We start from the raw sequence: 14,340 nt of genomic DNA, 5'->3' as shown, positions 1-14,340 counted from the left end.
GATTAAGCCTCCCGGCTCAGTGCCAGGGGGGCGGTGCGGGGGCGCAGCGCCAGGGTGGCGCCGAGCAGGCAGGCTCCGGTGATGGCCAGGCCCCAGTCGCTTACCCCCGCGTCGGCGAGGGCAACCCCCAGCAGCAACAAGGTGGTGGACAGGGACAGTTCGAACACAAAGCGGCGGCGCATCGGTAACCTCCATGACGGATGAGCAGGGCAATCAACGGGCGCAGTGTGCCGCCAATTTAAAATAGATAAAAATCGAAAAATGGATTATTTTGCATAGATAAACATCTATATAAAAAAGGCGGCGCCATGACCATCCGGGCCACCACGCGACAACTGCAGATCCTGCTGGCGGTGCATGAGGCCGGTTCAGTGGGGGCAGCGGCCGAGGCGCTGCACCTGACCCAGCCCACGGTCTCGATGCAGTTGAAGAAGCTGTCCGATGCCCTGGGACTGCCCCTCTACCACCAGGTGGGGCGCCGCCTGCAGCTGACCGACGCCGGCGAGCGGGCCCTGTTGACCGCCCGGGAGGTGCTGGCCAGCCTGGAGTCGCTGGAGATGGACCTGGCAGCCCAGCAGGGGCTCAAGTCCGGCACCTTGCGACTGGGGGTGGTGACCACCGCCAAGTACTTTATCCCCCACCTGCTGGGGGATTTTTGCGAGCGTTATCCCCACATCGACATCGAGTTCAAGGTGGGCAACCGCCAGCAGGTGATCGACCGCCTGTCCGAAGGGCGGGACGATTTCTACGTCTTCAGCCATCCGCCGAAAGATGCGCCGCTGACCCTCCACCCCTTCCTGGACAACCCTTTGGTGGCCATCGCCGCCGAAGATCACCCCTGGGCCAAAAAACCGCGGATTAGCCTGGCGGAGTTTGCCAAGGCGCCCTTCCTTATCCGCGAGCACGGCTCTGGCACCCGCTACGCCCTGGAGCGCTTCCTGCGTCGGGAGGGGGTGAAGCTCAATGTTCGGATGACGGTGGAGAGTAACGAGGCGATCCGCCACTCGGTGATGTCCGGGTTGGGGGTGTCGGTGCTCTCCACCCACACCCTGGCGTTCGGGGGCGACGCTGGCCTGGCGTTGTTGCCCGTCGAAGGCTTGCCCATCCGCTCCCAGTGGTCCTTGGCCCACCACAAAGGCAAGCCGCTGTCGCCGGTGGCCCGCACCTTCCTGGAGTGGACCCAGCACAAGGAAAACCTGCAACTGGAAGGGGCCTAAAGCCCAAATCTGTGGGCTCTCCCTTGGCGCCGGGGTGGGGCAGGGGGCTACAATGGCGCCAGTGATACGAGAGACTTTGAGGAGAGAGAAGATGATTGTGGTAAAGCGTAGCCGGGCCGCGGAGCACGCCCAGCGCTGATCCGCCCAGGCCCGGACCCGACTCGACGGCCCATCCGTCGAACCGACGCTCTATGAAGACGCGCTGCGGCGACGTCCGGGAAACCCCAATGCAAAACAATGACACACCCAACCCGTTCAGCTTGAGCCAGCTGGGCTGGAAACCCGTTTTTCAACAACAACTGACCCTGGAGCAGTGGGACGCCACCCCCGCCCGGGTCCGCGCGGTGCACCGTAACCGCCTCGAGCTGTTGGCCGAAACCGGCCTCCTCACCCTGGAGCGCACTCCCGCCATGCCGCCACTGGCGGTGGGGGACTGGCTGCTGCTGGACGAGGCGGGTCGCTACCTGAGTCACCTCGAACGCCAGAGCCTGTTTCAGCGCAAGGCGGCAGGGACGGCGCTGGGCGAGCAGCTGATCGCCGCCAATGTCGATACCCTGTTTATCGTCAGCTCCCTCAACGAGGACTTCAACCTCAACCGGCTGGAGCGCTACCTGGCGCTGGCCCATGAGGCGGAGGTGGAGCCTGTGGTGGTGTTGACCAAGGCCGATCTGTGCGACGAGCCCCAGGGCTATGTCGACCAGGTGCAGGCGCTGGATCCCCTGCTGCTGGTGGTGACGGTTAACGCCCTGTCCCAGGACTCGGCCGAAGCGCTGGCCCCCTGGTGCGGCGCCGGCCAGACCGTGGCCCTGATGGGCTCCTCCGGGGTGGGCAAGTCCACCCTGGTCAACGCCCTGATGGGGGATTCGGTGCAGAGCACCGGTGGCATTCGTGAGGACGATGGCAAGGGCCGTCACACCACCACCGGGCGCACCCTGCACCCCATGACCCAGGGCGGGCTGCTGCTGGACACCCCCGGCATGCGGGAGCTGCAATTGACCGCCTGCGAGCAGGGGGTGAGTGAGGTGTTCGGCGAGATCACCGAGCTGGCCGAGCAGTGCCGCTTCGCCGACTGCCAGCACGGCAGTGAGCCGGGCTGCGCCATTCAGGCGGCCCTGTCCGACGGACGGCTCGACCCTCGGCGCCTGGCCAGCTACCAGAAGCTGATGCGCGAGCAGGCGTTCAACAGCGCCAGCCTGGCCCAGAAGCGGGCCCGGGACAAAGATCTCGGCAAGCTCTACCGTACCGTGCAGAACCACCGGCGCGAGCGCAAAGGCAACCGCTAGACCCTTTCAAGGCCCCCAAGTGGGGCCTTTTTCATTGCCATCGAATACCAAAGGTTTGCTCAAGGCAACACGGTTGGATCGGCTCTGGTGCGTATCATGGCCTCGATTACTTGGCCTTAACTCCTGGCAACTGGCCCGCCTGAGGTTGTCTCAGGTGCATCAAAACGAACCGATTCAGCTCCTCGAAATGCTCGTTGGACTCGGGCGTATTCATAGCAACAAGGTAGTCCGCATGCCCTTGGCCCTCATAAACATGCAGTTGCGCATCCACACCCGCTCGGCGAAGCGCGCGGTGTGCGCGAACGGTATCGCTCAGCAGCAGGTCCCGTGTCCCTGAGATGAGGTAGGTGGGGGGCAGACTGGTGAAGTCGCCAAAGATGGGCGAAACGTAAGGGTGCTCCACCCCCAGTGTACCGGCATAGAGATCCATGGCGGCGGTGGCAAAATCGCCCATTTTGATTAAGACGCGATCGGCCCCTTCATTGAGATAACGACTGTCGCCAGCGTCCGCGTTGAGGTCAACGGTCGGTGTCCCAATGTAGAGCGCTGCGGGCATTGCCAGCCCCTGTTGGACAAAGCGCTGGCTGGCGGCCAGGGTGATGTTGGCGCCGGCGGAGGTGCCTCCCATGACCATCGTATCGGGAGAGCGACTTTCCAGTAATGCGCTCCAGGCGGCAATGACGTCGTCGGTTGCGGCAGGGGCAGGATGCTTGGGTGGCATCCGGTAGTCGATAGAGATCACCGGCATCTGGAGGCGGGAGGCAATGAGCATGGGCTCCACCAGACCGGCCATGCCGCCATTGAACACGTAAGCGCCCCCGTGGATGTAGACGAACAAGTGGTCCTGGTGCTTGGGGGCAACTTCTGGCGGTGTTACCCAATGGACGTTCACGCCGGCGATACGCTCTTTGGTGATCGTCACTTCCAGCGCTTCGGCAAGATGGCGAACGTTGACCTCGGTCGCGGCGTCTTTCTTTTCGATGTAGGCAAGCCAGTCGGCCTCAGTTGAGGGCACAAAGTCCATTGGCGCCGGGTCCAGTATCGGTGTGGCGATCTGCGATGCGCGAAACGCCTCGCTCACCCCGGCCGACGGCGGAAGGGTACGAGGGCCAATCTCCAAATGGCTCTGTCCTGCCGCGGCCGGCAAACTGGCAGAGAGGGCGATGGCCAGAGTCACCATCGGCGCGGCTGCGGTTTTCGTTTTGCTCATGATAAGTCTCCTAATAAGCGGCTGGATGTGAAGCGGTCGCAAGGGGCAGTCCTGCAACCGCCAGCGGTCAATACGTCACTTTTTCGATGACGGTTAGGTTGTTTCAATGGACCGGTTCAGAATCGGTAAACTAAGCCCAGAGAGAAGTTGGTAAAGCCCATGTCGTGGAACGCCACTTTGGAGTCGGACTGGTAGTAGGCGGCGCTGATCAATCCGCTGAGATTGTCATAGCCCCAAAGGCCGTGGCGAAACAGGTTGAGGCCGATACCGAGTTCGGTGGAATCGGTTTTTTGCCCAAACACCGGGTTGGCGGAGTGGTAGTTGACCCGCCCTGCATACCCATTAACGATGTAGGTCCAGCGCGGGGTCAGGTGGGTATAAGTCAGTTCCATGGCGATGCGATCATTGGCCATGGCGTCGCCGTCGGCCTCCCGAAGACGATAGATAAGAGAGGGGGTCAGGTACTGACTCTGGCTAAGGGCCTGGTGGTATTTCAGCTCAAATCGGTGATCGCGCCCGTTGCGGTTAAGAAGCTGCTGATCCTGTTTGCTGAGCCCCATAGCCTGGCCACTTTGTTCCTCATCGATAGAGATGTCGCGGTAGGTGTACCCCAGGCTGAAGTTGCTGTCGGCGATCCGTTCCCAGTCGAGGCGAACCCCACGGGATTCGCGGTCGGTTTCTTGGCGGGGGGCCCCCGTACGGTACGGATCCGCCCAGACTTCCGAGGGTAAACCCGAGAAAACAAAGCTGGCCCCTAACGTTCCCACGCCCGGCACCGCTTGGCGAACCCCCAATCGTTGGGTCAGATCGAAGCGCACGGCGTCCTGGATAAGGTTGCCAAATACCAGTTGAGTTTGGCTGTTGGCAAAGGTGAAGCGCAGGTCCAGGTAAGGAGCGAAGGCGCCGGTGCTCTGTCGATTGGCGCTTTCCCATATGGAGTCCACTTGATTGTCGCTCAAGCTGTCCAGGCCATTCCCGACGATAAGGTTGGAAGAGTATTCGATGTAGGACGCGGTGAGCCCAACGGTTCCGGAGAAGCCAGACTCCTGAGGCATGGGGGCAGGAAGGGCGCTCACCTTAGCTGAGGTGAGGAGGACAGTGCTGAACAGGGCGGTGCGAAGTTTCATGATGTTAACTCGTTTTCGGTATCAAGGTGAGGCGACGGTGCATACCCGGTGCCCCCGGATGGCTCACCCTGATACAGCTGAAATCGGGGCTTCCTGAGCAATTAAGTCAGCGCATAGTAACGAGATGTGAAGCGCATTTTTGACCAACCGATTGCGCAAAGATGCGCAGAAACGGTATAGTTTGAACTCACTTTTGGCGTATGTGAGCCAAAGCTCAATGGCGATTTAGGAGGAGTAATGCCGTGCGCTCTACGCTGGACCTCAACTTGATTGGCTATTTAGTGGTACTCGCTCAGTACCCGAGGCTCAGCGCTGCACTGGAAAAGCTGGCGGTCAGTCGCGCCACCTTGAATCGCGGCCTGGCGAGACTCAGAGCGCATTACGGCGATGATCTCTATACGCTGGATAACGGACGCTTTAAGCCGACGGCCTTCGCGATTGAACTGGTTTCGCAGCTGAGTCCGAGCTACCAGGCGTTGCTTGTGGCAGCAGAGCGCACCAACGCCTTTGATTTTGGCAAGCTCGATGGCGCCCTTAGGTTCTATGCGCCTGCCAACCTGCTGGAGTTCTTGACCCCGGAGCTGTTTGCTTGCACAAGTGCTGCCAACGGTAATTTAATGTTGGAAAGTATCGCTTGGATGGGACAAGGGCCCGCGCCACTGCAGCCGGGTGAGATGGCGTTCTGTGTCGACCTCTTCCCGCTGGAACTGGATCGTGATCTGGTGCAGCGCTCCATCGGCACCATCCCCATTGGTGTGTATCTCCCTCCCGAACATCCGCTGGCTACCCAGGAAGCGATTTCAATCTCCGACCTGTCCTCCCTTACTGTCGTCCGCCAGTGGTCTGGGGAGGTCACCAAATACGGCAGTCGAGCGGGAAAAGTGCGTGAGCTGGTACCGAATGCTGCTCTGACGGTGAATACCGTTTTGGCGGGCTTACGGTGTGCGCATCGCTTCGGCTACGGCATGGTTTCGGCCCGGGTTTACGACGCGGAAACCGAGGGTCGACTCTGTTGGCGCCCAATAATGCAGGGGGAGCAGGGTGTGCAGATGGAGTACGGCTTCTATTACCATCGAAGCTGGTATCAGCACCCCTTCATCAGCGCTTTAGAGGGGATGCTGCACACCTGCCATAAGAGATTGTTCGGTAGCTAGTTTGGCAGCCCTAAAATCCAAGGCTAGCGCGGACTGCTCGCCCGTCGCCAAGGGCGCATCAAAAACTGAGATTAAGGCAATTCAATCGATGGATCCGACCAAGCTCTACCCCATCGAGGGGTTCACCAACACCGTGCTGCTCAAGCCCCTGGTGGCGCAAAGTGAAATCCAAAATGTCATCGTGGGGGAGTACAGCTACTACAGCGATTTTGACGATCCCACCGCCTTTTTAGAGCGCAACGTGCTCTACAACTTTGGCTTCTCCGGCACGGCGCTGCGCATTGGCAAGTTCTGCGCCATCGCCCACGGCAGCCGCTTTGTGATGGCCGACGCCAATCACGCCACCGCCGGGGTCAGCAGCTTCCCCTTCGCCGTATTTGGCGGCCCCTGGCGGGATGCCATGGCCATCGAGAACTACCCCTTCAAGGCCTATGGCGACATTGTGCTGGGCAACGACGTCTGGTTGGGCCTGGGCGTCACCGTGATGCCGGGGGTGACCATTGGTGATGGGGCGATTATCGGCGCCCAGTCGGTGGTGACCTCGGACATACCCCCCTACGCCGTGGCGGCCGGCAACCCGGCCCGGGTGGTGCGCCAACGCTTCAACGATAAGGAGCAGGCAACGCTGGCACGGCTGTGCTGGTGGGACTGGCCTGCCGAGCACATCGAGCAGGCGATCCCCATCCTGGTGGCCGGCAAGGTGGACGAGCTGGCGGCCTACGCTCAGGCCCAGGGGCTGATTGACGATGGAGAGTAAGATGAAACGATTGAGCGGCTCCTGCCTGTGCGGGGCAGTGGCCTTTACCGTGGCGGACCAGTTTGATTACGTGGGCAACTGCCTGTGCTCGGAGTGTCGCAAGTTCACCGGCTCCGACTACTCCTCGGCGGCGGGGATAGGCCAGGAACACTTCGACTGGGTAAAGGGCTCTGAGTCGGTGCGCTACTACCAAAAAAGCGAGGCCACCACCCTGGCGTTTTGCCAAACCTGCGGCTCCAGCTTGTTCTCCATCAAATCCGATACCGGCCGATACAACATCCGTCTCGGGGTGCTGGATGATGCGCCGAGCCAGAAACCCGCTTTTCACATCCACGTCGACTCCAAGGCGCCCTGGCTGGCGCTCAACGATGACCTGGTTAAGTTCCCGGGTCACCCTGACAAGCTCTGATGGCCTCTTGGCCCTCGGCTGTCCGCGGGCCTTCCCTTACTTCTCTCCCAGCAACTCGATGCGCCCGTAGTGGCGCTTGAGCACGCCGCGCTGCTCAAGCTTCTCCAGCAGCCTCAGTACCTGGAAACGGCTGATGTCCAGGTAGCCCGCCAATTTGTCCTGAGTGATGGTGATGCGGCCTTCGCCGTCGGCCAGTGAACGCAGGCGCGTCAGCAGGCGCGCTTCGATATCGGGGATCTTATGCTCCGCAAACACCCGGTGGGCGAGACGCAGGTTACTGGCCAGGGCATGGGCCACCAACTCAAAGATCTCGGCTTTGGGCGCTTCCTTGGCGCGCAGCTGGCGGTGGGGGATCTGCAGCAGCAGAGCCTCGCCCAGCGGATGCCCGGTCATCGCCGAAGGCTGGCCGTCGAGAAACTCCATCATTCCATACCAGGTGCCCGGCGGGGCTTCAGCCACCAGGATCTGCTGTCCCTCGACATCCAGGGAATAGGCTTCCGCTTTGCCCGAGAGCAGCAAACCCAGGTGATCCAGGTGCTGGCCTTGCACCACGTGCGGACGCAGGGACGGCTGTCGTATCACCCGGCCAAACTTCAATAAATAGGCAAAGAACTGGGGATAACGGGCCGCATCGAGGTGGCTGGCGATCAACCTTTGATACTGAGTGGCTAAGAGGGCCATATACTGAATCCTAACGGGGGAGGGCAGTGCACCCAGCTTTGTGGACTAAGGCGATGATTTTTCAGCGGGTCGCCTTGCGCTTGATCACAGAGTTGAGACACTTTTGCCCTATGGTGCAGCAAATGTGCGCTCTGCACAATGTTGAAATCTTTGCGCGCTACTCTGCGGCGGCCTTGGGACGGATGGGACAGCGAGACACCATTGCAGGGAATTGTTCGCCCAGCCTGTTTCGCCGTCCCAAGGCGTCCTTTCGTTACTAGAGTCAGTGAGCCCATGAAAACCAAGATCCAGAATTTTCTCGACCAGGAGTCCTCCGGCGGCATCATCCTTATGGTGATGGTGGTCATCGCCATGGTGTTGGCCAACTCCCCCCTGGCCCCCTGGTACGAGGCCTTTCTCGATACCCCCGCCCAGGTCAGGGCCGGGGCGCTGAACATCGATAAGCCGCTGCTGCTGTGGATCAACGACGGCCTGATGGCGCTGTTCTTCACCCTGATTGGCCTGGAGGTGAAACGGGAATTGCTGCAAGGGGCGCTCTCCACCCCCAGCAAGGCCGCGCTGCCCACCTACGCGGCCCTGGGCGGACTCATTGTGCCGGCGCTTATCTTCCTGGCCTTCAACCACGCCGATCCCCTGGCCCGCACCGGCTGGGCCATCCCCGCCGCCACCGACATCGCCTTTGCCCTGGGGATCCTGGCCCTGCTGGGCAGCCGGGTGCCGGTGGAGCTCAAGGTCTTCCTGCTGGCCCTGGCCATCATCGATGATCTGCTGGTGATCCTCATCATCGCGCTGTTCTACAGCGACGCTTTGTCCATGGTGAGCCTGGCGGTGTCCGCCCTGGCCACCGGTGTGCTGGTGTTGATGAACCGCCTTGGTGTGCGTCGACTCTCGCCCTTCCTGCTGGTGGGCATTGTCCTCTGGGTGGCGGTGCTCAAATCCGGCGTTCACGCCACCTTGGCCGGTGTGGTGCTGGCGTTCGTGCTGCCGCTGAAAAAAGACGCCAAGGGCTACTGCGCCAGCGAGCACCTGGAGCATCGACTGCACCCCTGGAGTACCTTCCTGATCCTGCCGGTATTCGCCTTTGCCAACGCCGGGGTGAACCTGTCGGGGCTGGGGATGGGCGATCTCACCTCGCCGCTGCCCATGGGCATCGCCCTGGGTCTGCTGCTGGGCAAGCCCATCGGGATCATGCTGTTCAGTGGCGCCGCTGTGCTGCTGCGCATCGCCAAACTGCCCGAGGGACTGAACTGGGTGCACCTGCTGGGGGTGTCTCTGCTCTGCGGTGTGGGCTTCACCATGGCGATGTTTGTCGGCTCACTCTCCTTTGACGCAGAAGCCTCGGACTACGCCGATCTGGCTCGCCTGGGGATCCTCATCGGCTCGGCGCTGGCGGCGCTGCTGGGCTGCCTGCTGCTCAAAGCCACGCTGCCGGAGCCGGACGCCGACGCCTCCGCCTCATCCGGCGTTTAGACGCTGGACTGGCAGGACCTGGTGCGGCTTGCCGCTGCGCCGGGTCGCCTAAGCGACCTGTAAAACCAATGAATTTTTACCAAAGAGCCAACCTCAGCATGGGGCTGGCGGTGTTCCTGGGGTTTGAGCTGGCGCTGTCCAGCGTCCTCAATGGCAACGCCGCCATCCTCGAGGGCGACCAACTGGATAGGGTTAACGCGATGCTCTGGATCGCGTTTCAGTTTCTGTTTCGCATCAAGGTGACCATCGACGACCACAACGTCTTCAGCCACCCCTCACCCAAGCACGATACCGTCCGCCTGTTGGACTTCATCCTGTTTTGTACCGCGGCGTTCCTCTTTGTGGTGGCCGCGATCTACGCCTTCGAGTTTGCGATCAGCGGCCTGTTCTTTTTGCTGGGCCTGCTGGTGGCCACGCTGTGGCTTTGGCTTCACGGCGAAGACTGGAAAATCTGGACTGTGATTAACGCCATTTACGCCACCCTGGTGGTCTTGCTTATCCACCTCTGGGTGGTCAGCCCCTGGATCAAAACCCTGTTGCTGCTGCTGTTGCTCGGCTTCCTGGCACTGGACTTCAAGCTCAGCAAAACCGCCAACCGGATGCCGTCCATCTAGGGAGAGCCCACACCCGGTGGGCCTGGTCCCCGAAAGACGTTGGTCAGAACAGATTCACCACCCACCAGTGGCGGCCACCCTGTGGCTGTTCCCTGGTACAGACGGGAAAATTGCTACTGTGACTCACGTTATTTACGCCAGCCTGGTGGCCTTGCTGATCCACCTTGGGGTGGCCAGTCCCTGGATCAAAACCCTGTTGTTTCTTTTGCTGTTCTGCTTACTGGTGCTGGATTTCTCACTTCGCAAAATGGATAAACGGAGGCCGCCGGTTTAACCCTATTTGCGGGATGAGGTAAGGCGGGGTATTTCGCAATCCATGGGTGGCCGAGTAAGCGGATATTGGCTCGGGTTCACAAACACCGTCAAAGGCGACGCCACGAATATAAAATCATCGTAGAATGGGCGCGACCGCAGTGCTATTCATGAATTATCGAATTAATATCGAGCCGATATCGATTCTTAAACCATGATGTCACGCCGGGTTTTCATTCTCTCCATATTGGAATCGTGACCGTGCCCCATTCGATGATGCGCTCGCTTATTTTGGCGGGCTTTTTGCTGATGTTTAACATCCTGTTTTACGTGGTGTCCCACCATGGCATGGACGGGGTGATTGAAGAGGCCCGCACGGAGTTTGGCGAGCTCCATGGCCGGGCTGACCAGAGCGGCATGGTCTGGCTCAGTTACGATGAGACGGATCCGGACCGCAACCTTCGCATGTTCTTTGACTTCCTCGAGGACAAGGAGAAGCAGCAGATCAGCAGCAACGGCTGCTGGGCCCTGCTGCTGATGGCCGCGGCGCTGTTGCTGCTTTGGGTGGTGCAGTGGGGGCCGCTGGCGGGGGCCCTGGTGGTGGCCCAGCCCCTGTTGACCTTCCTGTACGCCGAGTCCTGGGGGGCCCTGTTCGCGGCTTTGTTGGCCGCGGCGCTGTATTTTAAAACGATACGGATTTAACGTACATCGGTAATATTCCTAACAATACAAAGGCGCAAAACTAAGAAAGGGTGGCCCGGGGTTATAAATGACCAAAATGATTCCACCCTGTACGATTTTGGTTGCGCTCATTGATTAATGGTCTGTGCGTCCCAGTAATAAAAGCGTGGAGCCTGTTAACACTTCTGCATTAACCAGATAATCGGCACGACCGATGCCTAGCATTTCGTTGGTGCAAAAAAATAAAAACGCGGCCCGATGGCCGCGTTTTTATTGTTGAGGTCGCTGGGTGGCTCGCTCAATGGCTGAACTGGGCTCAGAACCCGGCCAGTACGATCTTGCCCCGGGCCTTCTGGGACTCCAGCAGGGCGTGGGCACGCTTGAGGTTGTCGGCATTGATGGTGCCGAAGTGCTCCGCCACCGTGGTGCTCACCTTGCCCTCGTCCACCAGCTGGGCCACCTCGGCCAGGATCGCCTGCTGACGCTGAATGTCGTCGGTATTGAACAGCGCCCGGGTGAACATGAACTCCCAGTGGATGGAGATGCTCTTGCGCTTAAAGGGCATGATGTCGAAGCTGGCCGGATCGTCGATCAGCGCCAGTTTGCCCTGGGGCGCCATCAGCTCGGCGATGGCCGCCAGGTGCTGATCGGTCTGGTTCAGGCTGGCGACGTATTTCACCGGCTTGGCGCCAAGCTGGGCCACCTGGTCCGCCAGGTTTTCCCGGTGGTTCACCACGTGGTGGGCCCCGAGCTCCTTGACCCATTCCTGGGTTTCGGGACGGGAGGCGGTGGCGATGATCTCGATGTTGGTCAGCTGACGGGCCAACTGCACCAGGATGGAGCCCACGCCACCGGCGGCGCCGATCACCAGCAGGGATTCGTTGCTGTGGTCCTGCTCCGGGTTCAGGCCCAGGCGATCAAACAGCAGCTCGTAGGCGGTCAGGGTGGTCAGCGGCAGTGCCGCGGCCTCGGCCACGCCCAGGGATTTGGGGCTGTGGGCGGCGATGCGGGCATCCACGCACTGGTACTGGGCGTTGCTGCCACTGCGGGAGACGTCACCGGCGTACCAGACCCGATCCCCCGGGGCGAAGCCAGTGACCTCGCTGCCCACGGCGGCCACCACACCCACGGCATCCCAGCCCAGCACCTGGGCCTGGCCCTCAGCGGGGCTGACGCGGACCCGGATCTTGGTGTCCACCGGGTTCACCGACACCGCTTCGACCTGGACCAGCAGGTCCTGGGGGCCCGGGCTTGGCACCGGCAGGGTGAGATCCAGCAGGGCGTCGTCGGCGTCGATGGGGCGGCTGTGGTGGTAGCCCACCGCTTTCATGGTCTGGGACATGGGATTGCTCCGATTGGTTAAGACGGCCCCATGGTATTTGACGTCGTTACGTTGAAAAACTATTGTCTGGAACAATCTCTTTCAAACAGAATTTGAAAATGAAAGCGCTGCAGGATCTGGAGATCTTCGTACTCACCGCCCGACTGGGCAGCCTCTCCGCCACGGCCCGACAGCTGGATCTCACTCCCGCGGCCACCAGCGCGGCGGTCAAACGCTTGGAGGCGGAGTTGGGGGCGGCGCTGTTTCTGCGTTCCACTCGCTCGCTGAAGCTCACCTCCGAGGGGGCCCAGTTTCTGACCCACGCCACCGAGGCGCTCAACCTGCTGAGCAGCGGCGCCGAAGCGCTGCGCTCCGGTGCCCAGCAGTTCTCCGGCACCCTGCGCCTGTCGCTGCCCTCGGACCTGGGTCGGCGCACCCTGCTGGCCTGGCTGGACGAGTTCCAGCTGGCCCACCCCAAACTCAGCTTTCACCTGCAGTTCTCCGATCGTCTCTCCGATCTCTACCACCCGGGGGTGGATCTCAGCCTGCGTTACGGCGCACCGTCTGACTCCTCGCTGGTGGCGCTGCCGGTGGCCCCCCACAACCGTCGGGTGCTGGTGGCTTCCCCGCAATACCTCGAGCGTCACGGAGTGCCTGACCACCCCGAGCAGCTCAAGGAGCACAACTGTTTGAGCTTTATGCTCAGCGAGCATCGTCATCAGCGGTGGCGTTTCGAGCGGAGCGGGGAGACCTTGGAGGTGGACGTGCGCGGCGACCGGGTGGCGGACGATGGCGAGGTGGTGCACCGCTGGGCCCTGGCCGGGCGCGGTGTGGCCTTTAAGTCTCACCTGGATGTGGTGGACGATCTGGCCGAGGGGCGCCTGGTGGCCCTGTGTTCGGACTGGCTGGGGGAGGCGGCGCCGCTCAACCTCATCTGCGGGGATCGACGCCAGCTGAGTGCCCGGGTGCGGGGGCTGCGGGCGTACCTGAGCGAGCGCTGCGCCCAGCGTCTGGCGGGGGAAAGCGCAGGCGGTCCTTAACCCGAAGCAGGGGGCGTTCCACCACCAGGTGCAGGGCCAGGGCCAGCGCCGTGCTCAGCAGGCTGTAGAGGGCCAAAAAGCCGAGCCAGCCGGTCACCCCCTGGAGGGTCTGGGGTGGGACAAGCGCCAGGCTGAGTGGGATCACCAGCATGTGGGCCAGGTAGAGGCTGAAGGAGAGCCGGGAGATCAAACGCAGGGGCACGGAGCACAACAGCCGGGCCAGGGGGCCGGTGAGGTAGCAGGCGCTCAGCACCATGGCGGCAAAGAGCACAGAGCCGACGGCGATGCCCAGGCTCACCCAGCCCCAACGGGCCGAGCCCAGCCAGTCGGTTACGCTCAACAGCCCCACCATCAGCGCCGCGCACAGGGCGAACGCCCAAAGCGCCCGGGGCGCCAAGCCGGGGGCCGGAGGACGTTTTTGGTAGAGCAGGGCCATCAGAATGCCCCAGCCAAAACCGTCCAGCGCCTGGTGGAAGGGGGCCCGGACGGCCCAGAAAAACTCGCCGTAGCTGTCGATGTTCTGAGTCAACAACACCCAGGTTCGCCCCAGCAGGGGCAGCAGACAGAGGGCCAGGGCCAGGCTCAACTGCCAGCGTGGTCGCCCCTGCAGCGCCAGCAGCAGCCCCACCAGCCAGGGGGCCAGCAGGTAGAACTTCTCCTCGGTGGCCAGGGACCAGAGGGCCACCAGGAAGCGGGCGCCGAAATAGTCCTGCATAAAGAGCAGATGAACCGAGAGATCAAAGATGGGGTCCGAGCTGTTGTGCTGGTAGAGGGGAATGGCGCCCAGCAGAATGAGCGCGATCACCGCGTAGTAAAGGGGAAAGGTGCGCAGCACCCGCTTGGCCAGGTAAGTCTTAAGAAAGCCGAAACTTGGCCCCTGGGCGGGCCAGCGGCGGATCAGGTGGTGGGCGATGAAAAAGCCGCTCAGGACGAAGAAGAGATCCACCCCCAGCCAGCCGTTGGCCATCAGGTTCAGCGCCGACGGCAGGCTCTCCACGCCGGTGAACTTGGGGTACTCGGCGACGCCATGGCGCATCATCACCAGCAGAATGGCCAGGGCGCGCAGCCCATCCAGGGCGGGGATCTGCCCCGGCGGGCCGGCCAGGTTGCGGGTCCATTGCACC

Annotated in this window: 16 protein-coding genes; 10 read left to right on the top strand and 6 right to left on the bottom strand. The window is 61.7% G+C overall.

Annotated elements, in window-relative coordinates; all coding sequences use genetic code 11:
• Positions 1-2: 2 nt before the first annotated feature.
• The gene (locus tag KUV81_RS06570; RefSeq protein WP_222543034.1) at positions 3-182 is read right to left on the bottom strand and encodes a hypothetical protein; all 180 of its coding nucleotides are present in this window, start codon (positions 180-182) and stop codon (positions 3-5) included.
• Between the two features lie 126 nt (positions 183-308).
• Here KUV81_RS06570 and KUV81_RS06565 point away from each other — a divergent pair, with 126 nt between their 5' ends.
• On the top strand, positions 309-1,217 hold the full coding sequence (locus KUV81_RS06565) for a LysR family transcriptional regulator (protein WP_222543033.1): 909 nt from the start codon (positions 309-311) through the stop codon (positions 1,215-1,217).
• Between the two features lie 227 nt (positions 1,218-1,444).
• The gene (rsgA, locus tag KUV81_RS06560; protein WP_222543032.1) at positions 1,445-2,500 is read left to right on the top strand and encodes a ribosome small subunit-dependent GTPase A; all 1,056 of its coding nucleotides are present in this window, start codon (positions 1,445-1,447) and stop codon (positions 2,498-2,500) included.
• A gap of 106 nt (positions 2,501-2,606) precedes the next feature.
• Here rsgA and KUV81_RS06555 read toward each other — a convergent pair whose 3' ends face one another.
• Both KUV81_RS06555 and KUV81_RS06550 read right to left on the bottom strand, forming a co-directional pair.
• A complete protein-coding gene (locus KUV81_RS06555) occupies positions 2,607-3,710 on the bottom strand; it encodes an alpha/beta hydrolase (protein WP_222543031.1) in 1,104 nt (367 codons plus the stop codon).
• Between the two features lie 116 nt (positions 3,711-3,826).
• Positions 3,827-4,837, bottom strand: a complete 1,011-nt coding sequence (locus tag KUV81_RS06550) for a DUF2860 family protein (protein WP_222543030.1) — start codon at positions 4,835-4,837, stop codon at positions 3,827-3,829.
• Between the two features lie 242 nt (positions 4,838-5,079).
• On the opposite strand from KUV81_RS06550, the gene KUV81_RS19850 reads away from it, so the two are divergent.
• The 3 genes from KUV81_RS19850 (at position 5,080) to KUV81_RS06535 (ending at position 7,157) form a co-directional block, all read left to right on the top strand.
• On the top strand, positions 5,080-5,991 hold the full coding sequence (locus tag KUV81_RS19850; RefSeq protein ID WP_222543029.1) for a LysR family transcriptional regulator: 912 nt from the start codon (positions 5,080-5,082) through the stop codon (positions 5,989-5,991).
• A gap of 88 nt (positions 5,992-6,079) precedes the next feature.
• Positions 6,080-6,748 (top strand): CatB-related O-acetyltransferase, encoded by a 669-nt coding sequence (locus tag KUV81_RS06540; protein WP_222543028.1) that lies wholly within the window; start codon positions 6,080-6,082, stop codon positions 6,746-6,748.
• A 1-nt stretch (position 6,749) separates the two neighbouring features.
• A complete protein-coding gene (locus KUV81_RS06535; RefSeq protein ID WP_222543027.1) occupies positions 6,750-7,157 on the top strand; it encodes a GFA family protein in 408 nt (135 codons plus the stop codon).
• A 36-nt stretch (positions 7,158-7,193) separates the two neighbouring features.
• Here KUV81_RS06535 and KUV81_RS06530 read toward each other — a convergent pair whose 3' ends face one another.
• Positions 7,194-7,838 (bottom strand): Crp/Fnr family transcriptional regulator, encoded by a 645-nt coding sequence (locus KUV81_RS06530; protein WP_222543026.1) that lies wholly within the window; start codon positions 7,836-7,838, stop codon positions 7,194-7,196.
• A gap of 273 nt (positions 7,839-8,111) precedes the next feature.
• Between KUV81_RS06530 and nhaA the strand changes: the two genes are divergently transcribed.
• From nhaA to KUV81_RS06510, 4 genes are all read left to right on the top strand, one after another.
• Positions 8,112-9,308 (top strand): Na+/H+ antiporter NhaA, encoded by a 1,197-nt coding sequence (gene nhaA / locus KUV81_RS06525; protein ID WP_222543025.1) that lies wholly within the window; start codon positions 8,112-8,114, stop codon positions 9,306-9,308.
• Between the two features lie 68 nt (positions 9,309-9,376).
• Positions 9,377-9,922, top strand: coding sequence for a hypothetical protein (locus tag KUV81_RS06520; RefSeq protein ID WP_222543024.1), 546 nt, complete (start codon positions 9,377-9,379; stop codon positions 9,920-9,922).
• Between the two features lie 16 nt (positions 9,923-9,938).
• On the top strand, positions 9,939-10,196 hold the full coding sequence (locus tag KUV81_RS06515; RefSeq protein ID WP_222543023.1) for a hypothetical protein: 258 nt from the start codon (positions 9,939-9,941) through the stop codon (positions 10,194-10,196).
• 287 nt (positions 10,197-10,483) lie between these two features.
• Positions 10,484-10,876 (top strand): hypothetical protein, encoded by a 393-nt coding sequence (locus KUV81_RS06510; protein ID WP_222543022.1) that lies wholly within the window; start codon positions 10,484-10,486, stop codon positions 10,874-10,876.
• A 295-nt stretch (positions 10,877-11,171) separates the two neighbouring features.
• Here KUV81_RS06510 and KUV81_RS06505 read toward each other — a convergent pair whose 3' ends face one another.
• A complete protein-coding gene (locus tag KUV81_RS06505; protein ID WP_222543361.1) occupies positions 11,172-12,185 on the bottom strand; it encodes a zinc-binding alcohol dehydrogenase family protein in 1,014 nt (337 codons plus the stop codon).
• 110 nt (positions 12,186-12,295) lie between these two features.
• On the opposite strand from KUV81_RS06505, the gene KUV81_RS06500 reads away from it, so the two are divergent.
• Positions 12,296-13,216, top strand: coding sequence for a LysR family transcriptional regulator (locus tag KUV81_RS06500; protein ID WP_222543021.1), 921 nt, complete (start codon positions 12,296-12,298; stop codon positions 13,214-13,216).
• Here the strand turns inward: KUV81_RS06500 and KUV81_RS06495 are convergent.
• Entirely contained in the window at positions 13,107-14,339 is a 1,233-nt protein-coding gene (locus KUV81_RS06495; RefSeq protein WP_222543020.1) for an acyltransferase family protein, read from the bottom strand. The genes KUV81_RS06500 and KUV81_RS06495 overlap by 110 nt on opposite strands.
• Between the last annotated feature and the right edge of the window lies 1 nt (position 14,340).

The sequence above is a fragment of the Ferrimonas balearica genome, from assembly GCF_019802085.1.
GTDB lineage: Bacteria > Pseudomonadota > Gammaproteobacteria > Enterobacterales > Shewanellaceae > Ferrimonas > Ferrimonas balearica_B.
This window is presented reverse-complemented; position numbering and strand designations above follow the sequence as displayed.